The organism is Myceligenerans cantabricum (genome assembly GCF_054777735.1).
In genome coordinates this window covers 403,018-420,375 of record NZ_BAAHAJ010000011.1, presented here as the reverse complement: position 1 = coordinate 420,375, position 17,358 = coordinate 403,018, and the positions used below count along the sequence as shown (strand labels likewise).

Below are 17,358 nucleotides of genomic sequence, written 5' to 3'. Positions count from 1 at the left end.
ACCGATGGGTAGGACGATGAACGACCTCTCTCTGGCGCCGACGAGGCGCAAGGCCCGCAGCAAGACCCCCCGCGGCATCAGCCTGCTGGTGTACGGGATCGCGCTGGTGGTCGTCACGGTGACCCTCGGCCCGGTCGTCTACGGCGTGCTGGGCGGGTTCCGGACCAATGCACAGCTCGCGTCGAGCCCGGCCGGTCTGCCGGACCCGTGGACGGCGGACAACTACGTCGGGGTGCTGACCAACCCGGACTTCTGGCAGTACACCTGGAACTCCACGGCGATCGCGGTGATCACCACGGCGATCGTGGTGGTCTTCGGCGTCATGGCCGCGTACCCGCTCGCCCGCTACCGGTTCAAGGGCCGAGAGGCGCTCTTCATGGTGTTCGTGATCGGGCTGCTGTTCCCGGCCACGGTCGCCATCGTGCCGCTGTTCATCCTCATCACGCAGAACCTCCAGCTGGGCAACACGTGGATCGGTGTCGCGCTGCCGCAGGCGGCGTTCGCCCTGCCGATGACCGTGGTGATCCTGCGCCCGTTCCTCATGGCGCTGCCGCTGGAGCTCGAGGAGGCGGCCATGCTCGACGGCGCGAGCCGCATCGGCTTCTTCTGGCGGATCCTCATCCCGTTGTCGGGGCCGGGCATGGTCACGGTGGGCGTGCTGGCGTTCGTCGGCTCGTGGAACGCGTACCTGCTGCCGCTGCTCCTGCTCCAGGCGGACATGAAGACGCTGCCCCTCGGGGTCGCGGACTTCTCGTCGGAGCACTCGGCCGACACCGCGGGCGTCTTCGCGTTCACCGCGCTCGCGATGATCCCCGCGCTGATCTTCTTCCTGGCGATGCAGAAGCGGATCGTCAGCGGACTCCAAGGTGCGGTGAAGGGCTGATGGCGCACAGCGCCGACGGCTTCCCGCACACGCAGAAAGGACGGGTCCGATGACGGATCTCGAAGTGGCCCTGCCCGCGATGCCTGAGGTGTCGGAGCGCGTGCGAGACCTGCTCGCGCAGATGACGCTGGAGGAGAAGCTCGCGCAGATCGTCGGGTACTGGCTGGACCAGGGCGGCAACGTCGTCGCGCCCATGCAGGGCGAGATGGCCGGAGGCCTGGGGGCCGGCGGGCTCGCCGAGATCACCAAGCACGGCCTGGGGCAGTACACGCGCGTGTACGGCACCCGCCCGGTCGACCCCGCCGAGCGCGCCGCGTGGCTCTGGGAGGAGCAGCGGCGCCTGAAGCGGGAGACCCGCCTCGGGATCCCCGCCCTCGTGCACGAGGAGTGCCTCACCGGCCTCGCCGCGTGGCAGGCGGCGACGTTCCCGACGCCGCTGGCGTGGGGCGCGTCGTTCGACCCCGAGGTGGTCGAGGAGATGGGGCGCGCGATCGGCGACTCGATGGCGGAGCTCGGCGTGCACCAGGGCCTCGCCCCGGTGCTCGACGTCGTCCGTGATCCCCGCTGGGGCAGGGTCGACGAGTGCATCGCCGAGGACCCGTACGTGGTCGGCACCATCGGTACGTCGTACGTGCGCGGCCTGCAGGGCGCGGGGGTGCACGCCACGCTGAAGCACTTCGTGGGGTACTCCGGCTCCCGGGCGGGCCGTAACCACGCGCCGGTGAGCGCCGGCCCGCGCGAGATCGCCGACACCTATCTCCCGCCGTTCGAGATGGCGGTGCTGGACGGTGGTGTGCGGTCGGTCATGAACTCGTACACGGACGTCGACGGAATGCCGATGGCTGCGAACGAGGAGTACTTCACGACGCTGCTGCGCGAGAAGTGGGGATTCACCGGCGTCGTCGTCTCCGACTACTTCGCCGTCGCGTTCCTGACCGTGATGCACGCCGTCGCGGCCGACCGGGGTGACGCGGCGGCCCTCGCGCTCACCGCGGGAATCGATATCGAGCTCCCGTCGGGCGACGCGTTCCTCGCGCCGCTGGCCGAGCGCATCCGCTCGGGCGAGTACGACGAGGCCTACGTGGACCGCGCCGTGCTGCGCGCGCTCGCGCAGAAGGAGGAGCTCGGGCTGCTCGAACCGGACGCCTTCGAGGACGACCCGCCCTCGGAGATCGATCTCGACCCGCCGCGGCACCGCGACATCGCCCGCCGACTCGCCGAGGAGTCGGTGGTGCTGCTCGCGAACGACGGCGTGCTGCCGCTGACCGGGGCTGACGGCACGACGCCCGGCCGGGTGGCAGTGATCGGTCCGAACGCGGACCGCCCCGAGGCGCTCATGGGCTGCTACTCGTTCGCGAACCACGTGCTGGCTCATCACGACGACGTGGAGATCGGTTTCGAGATCCCGTCCGTGCTGGAGGCCCTGCGGGGCGAGCTGCCCGGTGCTGCGATCACGTACACCGCGGGCTGCGCGGTCGAGGGCACTGACACGTCCGGGTTCGGCGCGGCCGTCGCCGCCGCCGAGGCCGCGGACGTCGCGGTCGTGGTGGTGGGCGACCAGGCCGGCCTGTTCGGCCGCGGGACCGTGGGCGAGGGCAACGACAGCGAGTCCCTGGACCTGCCGGGCGTGCAGCGGGAGCTGGTGGAGGCCGTCGCCGCCACCGGCAAGCCGGTCGTGATGGTGCTGCTCACCGGCCGCCCGTACGCCATCGGGTGGGCGCTCGACAGCGTCCCGGGAGCCGGTGACGGCGCCCCGGCGCGGCCCGCGGCGGTGGTGCAGGCCTTCTTCCCGGGCGAGGAGGGCGGGACGGCCGTCGCCGGCGCGGTGGCGGGCCGGGTCAACCCGTCCGGCCGCCTGCCGGTGTCCCTGCCGCGGGCGACCGGGTCGCAGCCCTACGCGTACCAGCACCCGATCCTGGGTGGTCCGTCGGAGGTGACCAGCACCGACCCGACGCCCACGCGGCCCTTCGGGTTCGGCCTGTCGTACACGGCCTTCGAGCGCGAGCTCGTCTCGATCGACACCGAGGTCGTGGCGGGCGGCGCGTTCCGTGCCGTCGTGCGCGTCACGAACACGGGTGCCGTCGCCGGGGCCGACGTCGTGCAGGTGTACGGGCACGACGTGCTCGGCTCCGTCGCCCGGCCGACCGAGCAGCTGCTCGCCTACCGGCGGGTGGCGCTGGAGCCGGGGGAGTCGGCCACCGTGACGTTCGACGTGCCCACGCAGCGGTTCGCGTTCTCCGACCGGCACCTGCGCCGGATCGTCGAGCCGGGCGACGTCGAGGTGTGGGTCGGCGCGAGCGCGGGTGACAGCGTCGTCAAGGTGGTCGCCGAGGGGATCGCCGACACGGACGACGCACGGTCGGCCGGCGGCGACGCGGCCGGAGCCGTCCGGCGGCCCGCCGCGACGCGCCGGACGGTGCGGGTCGCGGGCGCCGTGCACGAGGTGACGACGTCGGACCGCCGGTGGGTCGGCGTGACGGTGACGCGGCACCGGGACTGATCCGGAGGCGCTCGGTGTGAGCCGAGCGCCTCCGGGGCGCCGGTCCGGCAATCGTGGTGCCGGGCCGGCGTTTCTTTGTCGTCACGACTTGGTCGGGAGAGTGGCGGTGGGTCATTTCCGGCCCGCCTTCGCAAGAATGTCGTGCCAGCATGGCTTTTCACCCTTCGCGGGTGAAATCAAGGGAAATGGCGCGGGAATTCCGGTGAGTGCGGATATGGTTTTCCTGCCCCGCCGCTGACGGCGGGCGCAGCGCCCAGGATCGGGCGCCTCTCGCACTCTCCCCGGAGTATTTCTATGCATCCCATGATGTCCCGCGTCGTCGTGCCGGTGGCCGCCGCGGCTCTCCTGGCGACGCCAGGGGCCGCCGTCGCCGCCCCGCTCGACGACGTCACCGCGCCGAGCGAGGCCCCCACCTTCCGGACGAGCCCACCCGGGTCGCCCGGCGAGGCTCCCGGCGCGTCCACCCGCGTCCTGCCCGGGGACGTGTCGCCCGCGGACAAGATCACCGCCGCCGCGCGCAAGAGGTTCGCCGTGCGTGGCACCACCGACTTCTGGCTGCGGTTCGGCGACGAGGCAGACCTCTCGGCCGCCTACGGCATCACCGACTGGGCCGAGCGCGGCGAGTACGTGTTCGAGACGCTGTCGGCGACGGCGGAGGAGTCGCAGGCCGCGACGATCGCCGAGCTCGAGCGTTCCGGCGTCGCGTACACGGCGCAGTGGGCCACGAACGCCATCCTCGTCGAGGGCGGCTCGCTGGACCTGGCCACCGAGCTCGCCGCGGACGCGGAGATCCTCGAGGTCCGGCCGACGACGCGGTACGCCCTGCCGGAACCGGTCGACGAGCCCGCGGACGAGGCCGGCGACGACGCGGCGGCGGACCTGGCCGTCGACGGCGCGCCCATCGTCGGTATCGAGGCGATCAACGCGGACGACCTGTGGGCACAGGGCATCACCGGCGAGGGCATCGTCGTGTCGAACGTCGACACCGGCGTGGACCGGGGGCTGACGAGCGTCCGGGACGCCTACCGCGGCGTGACGTCCGGGAGCGACTACAACTGGTACGACGCCGCCGGTGAGGGACTGAGTGCTCCCGGCGACTCCGACGGCCACGGCACGCACACGATGGGCACGATGATCGGCGGCGCGGCGTCCTGGAACGGGACCCGGCGTGCCTTCGGCGTCGCCCCCGACGCCCAGTGGATCGCCGCCAACGGCTGCGCCGACCTCTGCGCGGACGCCGCCCTGATCAGCTCGGGGCAGTGGATCCTCGCGCCCACCCGGGTCGACGGGAGCGCCCCGGACCCCGCCGAGCGGCCGCACGTCGTGAACAACTCCTGGGGCTACTCGTTCTCGACCGACCCCTTCATGGAGGACGTCATCACGGCCTGGGAGGCCGCGGGAATCTTCTCGACCTTCGCCAACGGGAACGACGGCGAGCTCGGCTGCGACACCTCGGGGGCGCCTGCTTCGCGCTCGGCCAGCTACGCGGTCGGAGCGCTGCAGGTGTCGGGCACCGTCGCGGAGTTCTCCTCGCGCGGCCCGGGCCAGGGCGGCGACGTGAAGCCGGACATCACCGCGCCGGGCGTCGGCATCCTGTCGTCGCTGCCGGGAGGACGGCTGGGACGGCTGTCCGGCACGTCGATGGCCGCGCCGCACGTGGCGGGTGCCGTCGCGCTGCTCTGGAGCGCGGTGCCCGAGCTGGTCGGCGACGTGCCCCGGACCCGCGCGATCCTGGACGACTCCGCGGTCGACGTCGGTGGCAGCGCCGCCCTGGGGTGCGGCGGCACGGCCGACGACAACAACGTGTACGGCGAGGGCACGCTCGACGTCCTGGCCGCGTACGACCTCGCGCAGGCCATGGAGTTCGACGTCACGCCGGACCCGGCCGTGACCGGGACCGCCACGGTCGGGCAGACGCTGACCGCGGTCGCCGACGGCGGTGCCTGGGTCCCCGCCGCGAACCTGGAGTACCAGTGGCGTGTGGACCGGGACGGGGACGGGACCGGGGAGATGATCTCCGGCGCCACGAAGCGTACCTACAGGATCAAGCCGGCAGAGGTCGGCAAGAAGATCTCGGTGAGCGTCGTCGGCCGGGCCGACGGTCGCCTGCCCACCGCCCGGACCAGCGCGCCGACGGCGGCCGTCGCGCCGGGCACGATGAGCGGCGGCGGCTGGATCTCCGGGGCCGTGCGTGTCGGGGCAGTCCTCCGGGCGAAGGCCGGGACCGCCTGGCCCTCCGGCACCCGGTTCACGTACCGGTGGAAGGCGAACGGCAAGGACATCAGCGGTGCCACGAAGTTCGCCTACAAGCCGACGGCGTCGGTGCGCGGGAAGACGCTGAAGGTGACCTTCGTCGCCCGGCACCCGGGCTACGAGAACGTGAAGCAGACGTTCGGCGGCAGCACCGTGGCCTCCGGTGTCTTCTCCGCCTCGACCCCGCGGATCCAGGGGACACCTGCCGTGGGCAGGACGCTCAAGGCGGTCGCTGCCCAGTGGACGCCGGGACGCACCCGGACCACCTACCAGTGGAAGGTGAACGGGTCGAAGATCAGCGGAGCGACCGGCGCCAAGTACAAGGTGCCCGCGAAGCACAAGGGCAAGACCCTCAGCGTCACCGTCAAGGGCTACCGCGCGGGATACCGGAGTGCGTGGGACACGAGCAAGGGCCTGAAGGTCGGCAAGGAGTTCTCCACGACGTACCGGCCGGGGATGTCGGGCACGCTCGGCGTCGGGGGAAAGCTGACTGCGAAGCCCGGACACTGGAAGCCGAGCCCGGCGGGCCTGTCCTACCAGTGGTTCGCCGACGGCCGGCCCATCTCGGGTGCGACAGGCAAGTCCCTCAAGCTCAAGGGCCCGCAGCACAAGAAGCGCATCACGGTGCAGGTCACGGCACGTCGTTCGGGATATGCGACGACGCCGCGTCTCAGCGACAAGACCCCAGCGGTGGGTGGCCCCATCAGGATCCCGGAAGGTGACAACGTCGACGTCCCCGCGGGAACCTACACGGCCAGGGCAGGGTCCTCGCTGTGCGTGTGGGAGCGGTGGGCGTCCCCGACGAACCGGCTCGGTGCGGACTACGGTTCCGGCCCGCGCGTCGCCACGGTGAAGTCCAACGACTGGGTCTTCTGGTCCGACGGCTGCGGCGCGTGGACGAAGTACTTCCCCGGGATGACGAAGGCTCGCAGCACGACTCCCGCGGAGGGCGTCTGGATCCTCGGCGACCAGCTGGAGCGCGGCACCTACAGGACGGCGGGGCCGTCGGCGGCGGACGGTGTGCCGTGCTACTACGCGATCCTCAAGGAGACGACGGGCAACCGCAGCGGGGCACACGTCATCAGGTCCGGGACCGTCACCGAGCCGACGACGCTGACGATGCCGTCGGGCGCCCGCGCCTTCGAGACGGGCGGCTGCACCTGGACCCGGGTGAGCTGACGCACGGATCCTCCCTGTCCCGCCGCCGCCGAGGTGGTCACCTGGCCGGCCAGGTGACCACCTCGGCGGCCGCGTTTGGGAGGATGGGGGAATGCGAGTCGACGTCTGGCTGTGGGCTGTCCGGTTGTTCAAGAGCCGTTCCGTCTCGGCGGGCGCGTGCCGGGCCGGGCGGGTACGGATCAACGGGAGACCCGCCAAGCCGGCGTCGAGCGTCGCCGTCGGGGATCGTGTCACCTGGCGTGACGCGCTGCGCGGGCGCGACGTCGAGGTGGTGGAGCTGCTGCCGAAGCGGGTCGGCGCGCCCGCGGCCGTGAAGGCGTACCTGGACCACAGCGAGCCGCTCCCGACGCGCGTGGAGCGGGAAGCGGTGGGCGTGCGGGACCGTGGCGCCGGGCGCCCCACCAAGCGCGAGCGGCGTGAGATCGATCGCCTGCGCGGCCGTCGGCGCTGAGACGACGCGTCCAGGTCGCGTTCCTCACGGGCTGCTCGGCGCGGCTCCGCTCGGCGGCCGCTGACCGACGGCCCTGCGCCGTCGGGACCATCGTCCCCGGTCGGCAGAGACGAACGGCCCTGTCGGGGGCTGGTGGCGTTCTGGTGTCGTGGTGGGTGCAGGGGGCTGACGAGAGGAGAGATCGATGAACAGCACGTGGGACCGCGGAGTGGTCGTCGGTGTCGACGGCTCTCCGGAGAGCCTGACCGCGCTCGACTGGGCCGCGTCCACCGCCACCCGGCACGACGCCCGGCTCACCGTCCTCGCCGCGTACGAGCCCGAGCAGGACCCGACGCCCGGTCTGCAGGTCAAGGACATCGACGTGCGCGCGGCGGCGGACGAGGCGCTCCGCCGCGCCGCGGACCGCCTCGGCGAGGTCCGCCCCGGCGGCCACGCTGCCGAGCTCCTGACTGCGGTCGGCTCCCCGAGCGCGCTGCTCGCGGAGCGTTCTCGCACCTCGGACCTGGTGGTCCTGGGCCGGCGCGGCCTCGGCAGGGTGAGCCGGGCGCTGCTGGGATCGGCGTCCGGGGCCGTGGTGGCGCGCGCGCACGGGCCCGTCGTCGTGATCCCGGCCGAGACCGGGGCCCACGGACCGGAGCGGGTCGTGGCTGGCGTGGACCGGCCCGAGGACGCCGGCCGCGTCCTGGAGCGCGCGTTCGCGGAGGCGGAGTCGTGCGGGTGCCGGCTCGACGTCGTGCACGCGCTGGACGTGTCGCTGCTCGGCGACGGGCTGCGGGAGTACGAGACGTTCGAGGCGGCCGAGCGGACGGAGACGCACGACCGCCTCGAGCAGGAGATCCGGAAGTGGTCGGAGAAGTTCCCCGGCGTCCGCGCCGCGCTGGAGGTCCGCGGTGGTCCGGCCGCGTCCGTCCTGCTGCACGGCGCGTCGCCCTCCGACCTGGTGGTCGTCGGCGGGCGGCGGCACTCCCGGGTGGCGGGCAGGATCCTCGGCTCGGTGGCCGACCGCGTCGTGCGGGAGGCGACCTGCCCGGTCATGGTGATCAAGGTCGGGTGATCGGCGCCGCCCGGGCCCGCGAGCGACCGGGCCCGGCGGCGGTGCTCGGGTAGCGTGACGGACATGCCTGCGCCCACACCGTCGTCGGCCGTCGCCGACCGCATCGCCGCACTGCTGGAACGACACCCCGTCTGGGACGGCCACAACGACCTGGCCTGGGAAGCGCGCGACCAGACCGGCTACGACTGGTCGGCGCTCGACATCGGCGCGGGGACGTCCGGACGGACGCACACGGACGTCGCGCGGCTGCGGGCCGGCGGCGTGGGCGCGCAGTTCTGGTCCGTGTACGCGCCGTCGGACCTGCCGGGCAGCGCGGCGGTCACCGCGACGCTCGAGCAGATCGACGCGGTGCGGCGGCTCGTCGCCACCTGGCCGGACACGTTCGCGCTCGCCCTGACGGCCGACGAGGTCGAGAAGGCCTGGGCGGCCGGCCGCATCGCCTCGCTCATGGGCGCGGAGGGCGGCCAGGCCATCGACTCCTCGCTCGGCACGCTGCGCATGCTGTACGAGCTCGGCGTGCGTTACATGACTCTCACGCACAACCACAACACCCCGTGGGCGGACTCCGCCACGGACGAGCCCCGGCACGGCGGTCTGAGCGAGTTCGGGGCCGGGGTGGTGCGGGAGATGAACCGGCTCGGGATGCTCGTCGACCTGTCGCACGTCTCGGCCGACACCATGCGTGCCGCCCTCGACGTGACCGAGGCGCCGGTGATGTTCTCCCACAGCTCGGCGCGCGCCGTCTGCGACGTGCCGCGGAACGTGCCCGACGACGTGCTCGCGCGCCTTGGCGACAACGGCGGGCTGTGCATGGTGACGTTCGTGCCGGGCTTCGTGAGCCCGGCCGTCGGCGACTGGCACGCCGCGGCGGCCGCCGCCGCACGCGCTCAGGGGATCGACCCTGCCGGCATCCCCGAGTACAGGGCGTTCACCGACGAGTGGAAGGTGGCGCACCCGATGCCGCCGACGACGCTGGACGACGTCGTCGCCCACATCGAGCACGTGCGCGACGTCGCGGGGCCCGACCACGTGGGCCTCGGTGGCGACTACGACGGGGCCGGCGGTTTCGCTCCCGGGATCGAGGACGTGTCGGGCTACCCCAACCTGCTCGCGGCGCTGGCCGAACGCGGCTGGTCCGACGCGGACCTGGCGAAGCTCACCAGCGGCAACATGCTCCGCGTGCTGCACGGCGCCGAGTGCGCGGCCGAGCGGGTCGCCGCCGAGCGGGCGCCGAGCACGGAGCGGCTCGTCGCCTGACGGTCGCTCGCTCGTGCACCGGAGCCCGGCGCGCTGCCGGACCGGATGCTCGGGTGGGGCGCGACGACGGCGGTTCAGGAGCCCAGCTCGACGACCTTCTTCTGGAAGCCGAGCGCCACCTTCTGCAGCGACTCGAGCGGCTCGTCACCGTTGTGGTCGCTGATCTGCCGGAGCATCGAGCCCGACGCCGCGAGCAGCGCGACCATGACGTCGCGGGCCTCGCCCCGGGTGTTGAGAGCCTCGTCCAGGAGGTCCTGGACCAACGGCGAGCGCAGACCTTCTTCCTCCGGGTCCAGCAACGAGGTGAGGAGAGCGATCGACAACGAACTGCCCTGGACGCTTGCCATGTGAACCCCCTGGTGGCCACAACTCGTGAGAGGCCGGACCCGACGCGCCCCCTGCGCGCGTCCGACCGTGGCACTTGTGTACCGCACCTCGCGCCCTCGCGCCTGTCGGCGCGACGATGCTGCGTGGCAGACCGCTCGGCCCGGGGCCGGCCCGGCACCGCGGCGCCCCCTCGGCCACCCGGGTGAAATACCTCCGTTTCACCCGGGAACGAGGCGATCTGGCTTGACCAGGAGGCGCTCTGCCGACAAGTCTGCAAGCGATCGACCCGCCGGTTCGCGGCAGGACGGCAAGACGTGAGGACGGGTGGAAAACCGCAGATGGGCCAGGTCAGGAAGAGTCTCGCCACCGTGGCGGAGAGAACGGCGAGCGCTGTGCTGGCCGTCGTCGTTGGCGGCACCGCTCTCGGCGTGCTCGCCGTGCCCGCGGCCGCCGCCGACCGTGTGCCGCCGAGCGAGGTCTCGGCGGCCGGTGTCACGGTGCCCGCCGACACCTCGCACGCCGTCGCGTTGCCCGGCGCCGCGCTCCCCGCCCTCGCTGCCGACGGGCTGACGGAGGAGTCGCACAGCCGGTACGTGTACGACGCGAAGTCCCGGACCGTGCGGGCGACGGTGAGCACCACCGTGCGGAACGTCAAGCCGGACCAAGGGCGCCAGTACTTCTACTGGAACGCCCACGGGATCCCCGTCCCGAAGGGGGCCCGGGACATCCGGGCGACGAGCAGCGGGCAGTCGCTCCCGGTGCGGTTCGAACCCACGGAGGACGAGTTCACGAACTGGGCGATGGCCTCCTTCTCGAACCTGCTGTACGGGCAGAGCCGGACCATCGACTGGAGCTACACGATCCCGGGCGACCCCATCCGCTCCGCGGGGTACACCCGCGTCGGCAAGGGGTACGCGACGTTCCAGGCGCAGGCGGTCGGCGACCCGGGCGCGGTGAGCGTGGAGATCGTCGCGCCGTCCTCGATGGAGCTCACGACCATGGCCGGGGACTTCGCCGAGTCGCGCGTGGACGGGCAGGCCACCTGGTCCGCGAGCTCAGTGACCGACGAGTACGGGATCTGGTCCCCGGTCTCGCTGCGCAACCCCGACCAGGCCGACAAGACGCAGGTCGACGTGGCCGGCGAGGACCTGACGCTGCTCAGCTTCCCCGGCGACAAGAAGTGGACGTCCTTCGTCCGGAAGAAGCTCGACGAAGGCCTGCCCGTCCTCGAGGACGTGATCGGCCAGGAGTGGCCGGGCGGGCTGCGACAGATCCGGGAGGACGTCTCCCCGGAGATCGTCGGCTACGCCTGGTACGACGGGCGGCGTGAGGAGATCGTCGTCGGCGAGGACCTCGACGCACAGCTCTTCTACCACGAGCTGACGCACACCTGGGTGAACGGCGACACCGTCGAGGGACGGTGGCTGCAGGAAGGCCTCACCGAGGCCGTGGCGCGACGGGTCGTGGAGCGGACCGGCGGGAAGCCCGAGCGGCCGAAGACCGCCCGTGACGGGGCCGGCTCCCTGGCCCTGAGCACCTGGACCGACCTCTCCTGGGACTTCGACATGGACGACCAGACCGAGGACTACGCCTACACCGCGTCCGCGGCGGCCGTCGAGGCGCTCCTGGCGGGCCTCGACGACGAGGAGCTCGCCGGCATCGTCTCGGCGATCCTCGCGGGCGAGTCCGCGTACGAGGAGCCCGGTACCCGGAGCTTCGGCGTCACCGACTGGCGGCGGCTGCTGGACCTGCTGGAGAACCGCACGGACGCCCAGGGCGCCGCCGGGACGCTGCGCACGTGGGTGCTGACGAAGCAGGAGAAGGCGCAGCTCGCGCCCCGCGCGGACGCCCGCAAGGCCTACTTCGCGCTCGACGAGGCCGACGGCGAGTGGCAGCCGCCGGCCGGCATCCGCCGAGCGATGACGACCTGGCGGTTCGCCGACGCGAGCACCGCGCAGGACGACCTCGGCGACGCGGTCGAGGCAGCAGGGCGGGTGCAGGACGCCGCGGCCGCCGGAGGGTTTCCCGCCCCGTTCGCCGTGCGCGAGGTCTACGAGTCGGCGATGACCGACGCCGACTACGCCCAGCTCGCCGAGACGCTGCCCCGGGCCGCCGACGTGACGGGCGAGGTGAGCGCTGCGGCGCAGGAGGTGGTCGCGGACCGCGACCCGGTCACGGAGCTGGGGGAGCTCGTGCTGTTCGCCCGGCCGGCCGTGGACCTCGCCGTGCAGGACCTGGCCGCCGGAGACCTGGAGGCGGCCGCCGAGGGCGCCGCACGTGCTTCGCGGCTCGCGGGCCTCGCGACGTGGACAGGCATCCTCGCCGTGCTGCTCGCGCTCGGCGCCGTGCTGCTCGTGGCCCGGCTGGTGATCCGGGGACGACGCCGCCGGGCGGCCCGGGCGCTCGCGGTGGCGGACGCGACGCCGTGGCCGCCGGCCGACGCGACCGTGGCAGAAGAGCCGTTCGCGCCCGGGGAGCACGGTGCGCAGGAGCACGGTGCGCAGGAGGGCGCTACGGAGGAGCTCGTTGTCGAGGAGCTCGCGACGGACGAGGACGGCGCGGAGGAGCGCGGCGCGGAGGGACACGACACGGAGGAGCACGGCGTGGAGGAATACGGGGGACAGCGTCAAGGTTGAGCCAGACGGACTCAACTTTGGACGGTTCGGTTTGCCAGCGGGTGACCGAGGGCATAAGTTGAGCGCAGCAGACTCAACCCGTACCGGCGGCCGTGCTCATCGCCGCCGTCCCCCTGCGAAGGAGAACACCATGTCCCGATCCGTCGGCATCGACCTGGGCACCACCAACTCGGTGGTCACCGTCCTGGAGGGCGGCGAGCCCACCGTCATCGCGAACGCGGAGGGCTCGCGCACCACGCCGTCCGTCGTGGCCTTCTCCAAGACCGGCGAGGTCCTGGTGGGCGAGGTTGCGAAGCGCCAGGCCGTCACCAACGTCGACCGCACCATCTCGTCCGTCAAGCGCCACATGGGCACGGACTGGACGCAGGACATCGACGACAAGACCTACACCGCGCAGGAGATCTCGGCGCGCATCCTCGGCAAGCTGAAGCGTGACGCCGAGGAGTACCTCGGCGAGCCGGTCACCGAGGCCGTCATCACCGTCCCGGCGTACTTCAACGACGCCGAGCGCCAGTCCACGAAGGACGCCGGCCAGATCGCGGGCCTCGAGGTGCAGCGCATCGTCAACGAGCCCACCGCGGCCGCGCTCGCCTACGGCCTGGACAAGGGCAAGGAGGACGAGCTGATCCTCGTCTTCGACCTGGGTGGCGGTACGTTCGACGTCTCCCTGCTCGAGGTCGGCAAGGACGAGGACGACTTCTCCACCATCCAGGTGCGCGCCACCTCCGGCGACAACCGCCTGGGCGGCGACGACTGGGACCAGCGCGTCGTCGAGCACCTGATCAAGCAGGTGAAGAACTCCGAGGGCGTCGACCTGTCCAAGGACAAGATCGCCCTGCAGCGCCTCCGCGAGGCCGCCGAGCAGGCGAAGAAGGAGCTCTCCTCCGCGACGAGCACCAACATCTCGATGCAGTACCTGTCGATGAGCGAGAACGGCCCCATCCACCTGGACGAGAAGCTCACGCGGGCGCAGTTCCAGCAGATGACGCAGGACCTCATCGACCGCACCAAGCAGCCGTTCCACGCCGTGATCCGTGACGCGGGCATCTCGGTGTCGGACATCGACCACGTCGTGCTCGTGGGTGGTTCCACCCGCATGCCGGCCGTGACCGAGGTCGTCAAGGAGCTCACGGGCGGCAAGGAGCCCAACAAGGGCGTCAACCCGGACGAGGTCGTGGCCGTCGGCGCCGCGCTGCAGGCCGGCGTCATCTCGGGTGACCGCAAGGACGTCCTGCTCATCGACGTGACCCCGCTGTCGCTCGGCATCGAGACCAAGGGCGGCGTCATGACGCGCCTCATCGAGCGCAACACCGCGATCCCGACCAAGCGCAGCGAGGTCTTCTCCACGGCGGACGACAACCAGCCGTCCGTGGCGATCCAGGTGTTCCAGGGCGAGCGCGAGTTCACCCGCGACAACAAGCCGCTGGGTGTCTTCGAGCTCACCGGCATCGCCCCTGCCCCGCGTGGCGTGCCGCAGATCGAGGTCACGTTCGACATCGACGCCAACGGCATCGTGCACGTGTCCGCGAAGGACCGCGGTACCGGCATGGAGCAGTCCATGAAGATCACCGGCGGCTCGGCCCTCCCGAAGGACGACATCGACCGCATGGTCAAGGACGCGGAGGCGCACGCCGAGGAGGACAAGAAGCGTCGCGAGGAGGCGGACACCCGCAACCAGGCCGAGGCTTTCGCGTACTCCATGGAGAAGCAGATCGCGGACAACCGTGACAAGCTCCCGGCCGACGTGGTCTCCGAGGTCGAGGCGGACGTCGCCGAGGTGAAGACCGCCCTGGAGGGCGAGGACGCCGAGGCCGTCAAGTCCGCCTACGAGAAGCTCGGGGTCTCGTCCCAGAAGATCGGCCAGGCACTCTACGCCGCGGCAGAGTCCGAGGGCGGCCAGCCGGGTGCCGACGGTGCTCCGGCGGACGAGCCGAAGCCGGCGGCCGCCGACGACGACGTCGTCGACGCCGAGATCGTGGACGACGAGAGCGACAAGAAGTGAGCGAGCAGACACCGCAGGCCTCGCCCGAGCCGGAGCCCCAGGGCTCGGAGAGCTCGGGCGGGCGCCCCTTCGAGTTCACCGACAAGCGCAAGGTCGACCCGGAGGCGGGGACGCCGCGTACGGCACCGGACGCAGGGTCCGATGCCCAGGGCGGCGCCGCCGAGGCCGGGTCCGGCGACGACGCGGCTCCGGCCGACCCGCTGGACGCGCTCGACTTCGAGCCGTCCGCCGAGGCCGGGGAGAGCGCCGCCGTGCTCGACGCCAAGGCGGAGGCGGCACGGCATCTCGACGCGCTGCAGCGGGAGCGTGCGAGCTTCACCAACTACCGCAACCGCGCCCTGCGCGACCAGGAGGCCGCGCGGGACCGGGGCGTCCAGGACGTCCTGGCGGCGCTGCTCCCCGTGCTCGACGACGTCGAGCGGGCGAAGCAGCACGGCGAGCTGAGCGGTCCGATGGCGGCCATCGCGGAGAAGCTGGACCAGTCCCTCGCCAAGTTCGGCGTGGCGCGGTTCGGCCAGGTGGGCGAGGAGTTCGACCCGCAGGTGCATGATGCACTCATGCACAACACCGACGCCGAGGCGACCAGCACCACGGTGAGCCTCGTCGTCGAACCCGGGTACCGGATCGGCGAGAAGGTCGTGCGTGCGGCGCGCGTCGGCGTCGTCGGCCCCGAGTGACAGCGGCGTGGTGAGCGGAGTGTTCGGCGCGTCCACCGCGAAGGCGGCCACCGCGCCGAACACCCCACTCACACGGAGAGAAGAGGTGCCGTGACCGGTCAGGACTGGATGGAGAAGGACTTCTACGCCGAGCTCGGCGTCCCCAAGGACGCCGACGACGCGACGATCAAGAAGGCCTACCGCAAGCTGGCCCGGACCTACCACCCGGACCAGAACCAGGGCGACGAGCAGGCCGAGTCGAGGTTCAAGGCCATCGGTGAGGCGTACGCGGTGCTCTCCGACCCTGAGCAGCGCCGGCAGTACGACGCGATCCGCGCCATGGCCGGCGGCGCCCGCTTCAACGCCGGTCCCGGCGGCGGCAGCGCCAGCGGCTTCGAGGACATCCTCGGGGCGATGTTCGGCGGTGGCGGGGGCGCCGGGCCGCGCATGCGGTACACGCAGACGGGCCCCGGGGCCGCTCAGGGCGGCCCGGGCTTCGAGGACATCCTCGGGGGCATGTTCGGGGGCGGCGGCGCACCCGCAGGGTTCCGCGCGCCGGCGCGCGGCTCGGACGTCCAGGCGGCCACCACGGTGCCGTTCCGCACCGCCCTGGAGGGTGCGACGGTCGACCTGATGGTCGACGGCCGCAAGCTCACCGTGCGGATTCCCGCCGGCGTCAACGACGGGCAGAAGATCCGGCTGCGCGGCAAGGGCCGGCCCGGCGCCGGTGGCGGCGAGGCCGGGGACCTCCTGGTCATCGTGCACGTCACGGCACACCCGGTGTTCACGCTCGACGGCGCGAACGTGCGCCTCACGCTGCCGGTGACGTTTCCGGAGGCGACGCTGGGCGCCACGGTGGAGGTCCCGACGCCGTCGGGCGAGACCGTGAAGCTGAAGCTGCCTGCCGGGACGCCGTCGGGCAAGGTGCTGCGGGCCAAGGGCCGCGGCGTCCGCACCGCGCGCACGACGGGAGACCTGCTCGTGACCGTGCAGGTCGTCGTGCCGCAGAAGCTGAGCAAGAAGGCCAAGGACGCGCTGAACGCGTTCACGGCCGCGAACGACGGTACCGATCCGCGTGCCGACCTGGTGGCGCGGGCCGAAGAGTAGACGAGGAGGAGCCGTACGTCGGCCGCACCGGCCGGGCGTCCGCCCGGCCCGGGTAGCCTGGCTCGATACACGATCCGCGAGGGCAGAGGAGGTCCCCATGGCGGCCGACGACGCACCCGTGCTGACCGTGTCCCAGGCGGCCGAGCTCGCCGGGATGCACGCTCAGACGCTGCGGCAGTACGACCGGCTGGGGCTGGTCGTGCCCCGGCGCACGCGCGGCCGGGGCCGCCGCTACTCCCGGCGGGACGTCGCCCGGCTGCGGCAGGTCCAGGAGCTCGCCCAGGGCGACGGCGTCAACCTCGCGGGCATCAAGCGCATCCTCGACCTCGAGGCCCATGTGTCGATGCTGGAGGAGCGGCTCCACGAGGCGCTGGTCCAGCTGCAGCAGACGGGACGGGTCTTCGCCGCGGGGCCGAGCGGTGACGTGGTCGTGGTGCCGCGGGGGCGTCGCGTGCGGCGTGGCGAGGTCTACGTCGAGGAAGCGGTGGTGGAACGGGCCGAGGGGGGACGGCGCGCGAGGACGTCCGGCGCGCTTGTGCTCTGGCGGCCGCACCGGGCCGACCGCCGGTGATTTCCCTGATGCAACTATTTCTTAAGTAAAGCTGCCCGGAAATCGCGCCGGGAAATGTTCAGGTAAGGCTTTCCTGGCTGTACGGTCACGAGATTCTGGAATATGTTGGCCGGGTAACCACGGGAGTGCCCGGGGAGTCTCTCGGGCGTACCGACGGACCGGGGAGACAAGCATGAGCACTTTGATGGAGATGCCCGAGGTCGCCGAGTGCTCGGTCGACGGCTGCGGATACAACCACGACCACGGCTGTCACGCCGGGGCGGTGACCATCGCCGGGCGTTCTGGCGACGCCGCCTGCGCGACGTTCATCCCGCTGAGCGACAAGGGCGGCCTGGAGAAGGTCATCGCCCACGTCGGTGCGTGCCAGCGGGGCGAGTGCGCACACAACCAGCACCTGGAGTGCACGGCCAGCTCGATCCGCGTCGGTGCGGGCCCTGAGGACCCTGGCCACGCGGACTGCCTCACGTTCGAGACTGCCTGAT

13 protein-coding genes are annotated in these 17,358 nt (G+C 72.2%); 12 read left to right on the top strand and 1 reads right to left on the bottom strand.

Annotated elements, in window-relative coordinates; translation table 11 throughout:
- Nucleotides 1-16 precede the first annotated feature (16 nt).
- From ACYU96_RS16480 to ACYU96_RS16455, 6 genes are all read left to right on the top strand, one after another.
- The gene (locus ACYU96_RS16480) at nucleotides 17-883 is read left to right on the top strand and encodes a carbohydrate ABC transporter permease (RefSeq protein ID WP_460755812.1); all 867 of its coding nucleotides are present in this window, start codon (nucleotides 17-19) and stop codon (nucleotides 881-883) included.
- 49 nt (nucleotides 884-932) lie between these two features.
- Nucleotides 933-3,383: a beta-xylosidase/alpha-l-arabinosidase gene (locus ACYU96_RS16475; protein WP_460755809.1), complete on the top strand. Its 2,451-nt coding sequence runs from the start codon at nucleotides 933-935 to the stop codon at nucleotides 3,381-3,383.
- A gap of 306 nt (nucleotides 3,384-3,689) precedes the next feature.
- Nucleotides 3,690-6,815: a S8 family serine peptidase gene (locus ACYU96_RS16470; RefSeq protein ID WP_460755807.1), complete on the top strand. Its 3,126-nt coding sequence runs from the start codon at nucleotides 3,690-3,692 to the stop codon at nucleotides 6,813-6,815.
- 91 nt (nucleotides 6,816-6,906) lie between these two features.
- Nucleotides 6,907-7,266, top strand: coding sequence for an RNA-binding S4 domain-containing protein (locus ACYU96_RS16465; protein WP_460755804.1), 360 nt, complete (start codon nucleotides 6,907-6,909; stop codon nucleotides 7,264-7,266).
- A 184-nt stretch (nucleotides 7,267-7,450) separates the two neighbouring features.
- A complete protein-coding gene (locus ACYU96_RS16460) occupies nucleotides 7,451-8,320 on the top strand; it encodes a universal stress protein (RefSeq protein ID WP_460755802.1) in 870 nt (289 codons plus the stop codon).
- Between the two features lie 63 nt (nucleotides 8,321-8,383).
- Nucleotides 8,384-9,577 (top strand): dipeptidase, encoded by a 1,194-nt coding sequence (locus ACYU96_RS16455; RefSeq protein WP_460755799.1) that lies wholly within the window; start codon nucleotides 8,384-8,386, stop codon nucleotides 9,575-9,577.
- Between the two features lie 74 nt (nucleotides 9,578-9,651).
- Here ACYU96_RS16455 and ACYU96_RS16450 read toward each other — a convergent pair whose 3' ends face one another.
- Entirely contained in the window at nucleotides 9,652-9,924 is a 273-nt protein-coding gene (locus tag ACYU96_RS16450; protein ID WP_460755796.1) for a hypothetical protein, read from the bottom strand.
- 348 nt (nucleotides 9,925-10,272) lie between these two features.
- Here ACYU96_RS16450 and ACYU96_RS16445 point away from each other — a divergent pair, with 348 nt between their 5' ends.
- The 6 genes from ACYU96_RS16445 to ACYU96_RS16420 all read left to right on the top strand — a co-directional run bounded on the left by ACYU96_RS16445 (nucleotide 10,273) and on the right by ACYU96_RS16420 (nucleotide 17,357).
- On the top strand, nucleotides 10,273-12,540 hold the full coding sequence (locus tag ACYU96_RS16445) for a hypothetical protein (protein WP_460755794.1): 2,268 nt from the start codon (nucleotides 10,273-10,275) through the stop codon (nucleotides 12,538-12,540).
- Between the two features lie 130 nt (nucleotides 12,541-12,670).
- Nucleotides 12,671-14,542 carry a molecular chaperone DnaK gene (gene dnaK / locus ACYU96_RS16440; protein ID WP_460755791.1) on the top strand — a complete coding sequence of 624 codons (1,872 nt, stop codon included), beginning with the start codon at nucleotides 12,671-12,673 and terminating at the stop codon, nucleotides 14,540-14,542.
- Nucleotides 14,539-15,219, top strand: coding sequence for a nucleotide exchange factor GrpE (gene grpE, locus ACYU96_RS16435; RefSeq protein WP_460755787.1), 681 nt, complete (start codon nucleotides 14,539-14,541; stop codon nucleotides 15,217-15,219). Before dnaK ends, grpE begins: the two co-directional genes overlap by 4 nt.
- A 90-nt stretch (nucleotides 15,220-15,309) precedes the next feature.
- Nucleotides 15,310-16,305: a DnaJ C-terminal domain-containing protein gene (locus ACYU96_RS16430; RefSeq protein ID WP_460755784.1), complete on the top strand. Its 996-nt coding sequence runs from the start codon at nucleotides 15,310-15,312 to the stop codon at nucleotides 16,303-16,305.
- A 97-nt stretch (nucleotides 16,306-16,402) separates the two neighbouring features.
- Nucleotides 16,403-16,876 carry a heat shock protein transcriptional repressor HspR gene (locus tag ACYU96_RS16425; RefSeq protein ID WP_460755781.1) on the top strand — a complete coding sequence of 158 codons (474 nt, stop codon included), beginning with the start codon at nucleotides 16,403-16,405 and terminating at the stop codon, nucleotides 16,874-16,876.
- Between the two features lie 172 nt (nucleotides 16,877-17,048).
- Nucleotides 17,049-17,357, top strand: coding sequence for a DUF1540 domain-containing protein (locus ACYU96_RS16420; protein ID WP_460755778.1), 309 nt, complete (start codon nucleotides 17,049-17,051; stop codon nucleotides 17,355-17,357).
- The last annotated feature ends 1 nt before the right edge of the window (nucleotide 17,358 follow it).

Bases quoted from the DNA above. Each gene is read 5' to 3' on its own strand.
- ACYU96_RS16480 (WP_460755812.1), top strand. From the start codon at position 17: ATGAACGACCTCTCTCTGGCGCCGACGAGGCGCAAGGCCCGCAGCAAG.
- dnaK (WP_460755791.1), top strand. From the start codon at position 12,671: ATGTCCCGATCCGTCGGCATCGACCTGGGCACCACCAACTCGGTGGTC.
- ACYU96_RS16425 (WP_460755781.1), top strand. From the start codon at position 16,403: ATGGCGGCCGACGACGCACCCGTGCTGACCGTGTCCCAGGCGGCCGAG.
- ACYU96_RS16475 (WP_460755809.1), top strand. From the start codon at position 933: ATGACGGATCTCGAAGTGGCCCTGCCCGCGATGCCTGAGGTGTCGGAG.
- ACYU96_RS16450 (WP_460755796.1), bottom strand. From the start codon at position 9,924: ATGGCAAGCGTCCAGGGCAGTTCGTTGTCGATCGCTCTCCTCACCTCG.
- ACYU96_RS16465 (WP_460755804.1), top strand. From the start codon at position 6,907: ATGCGAGTCGACGTCTGGCTGTGGGCTGTCCGGTTGTTCAAGAGCCGT.
- ACYU96_RS16420 (WP_460755778.1), top strand. From the start codon at position 17,049: ATGAGCACTTTGATGGAGATGCCCGAGGTCGCCGAGTGCTCGGTCGAC.
- ACYU96_RS16455 (WP_460755799.1), top strand. From the start codon at position 8,384: ATGCCTGCGCCCACACCGTCGTCGGCCGTCGCCGACCGCATCGCCGCA.
- ACYU96_RS16470 (WP_460755807.1), top strand. From the start codon at position 3,690: ATGTCCCGCGTCGTCGTGCCGGTGGCCGCCGCGGCTCTCCTGGCGACG.
- ACYU96_RS16460 (WP_460755802.1), top strand. From the start codon at position 7,451: ATGAACAGCACGTGGGACCGCGGAGTGGTCGTCGGTGTCGACGGCTCT.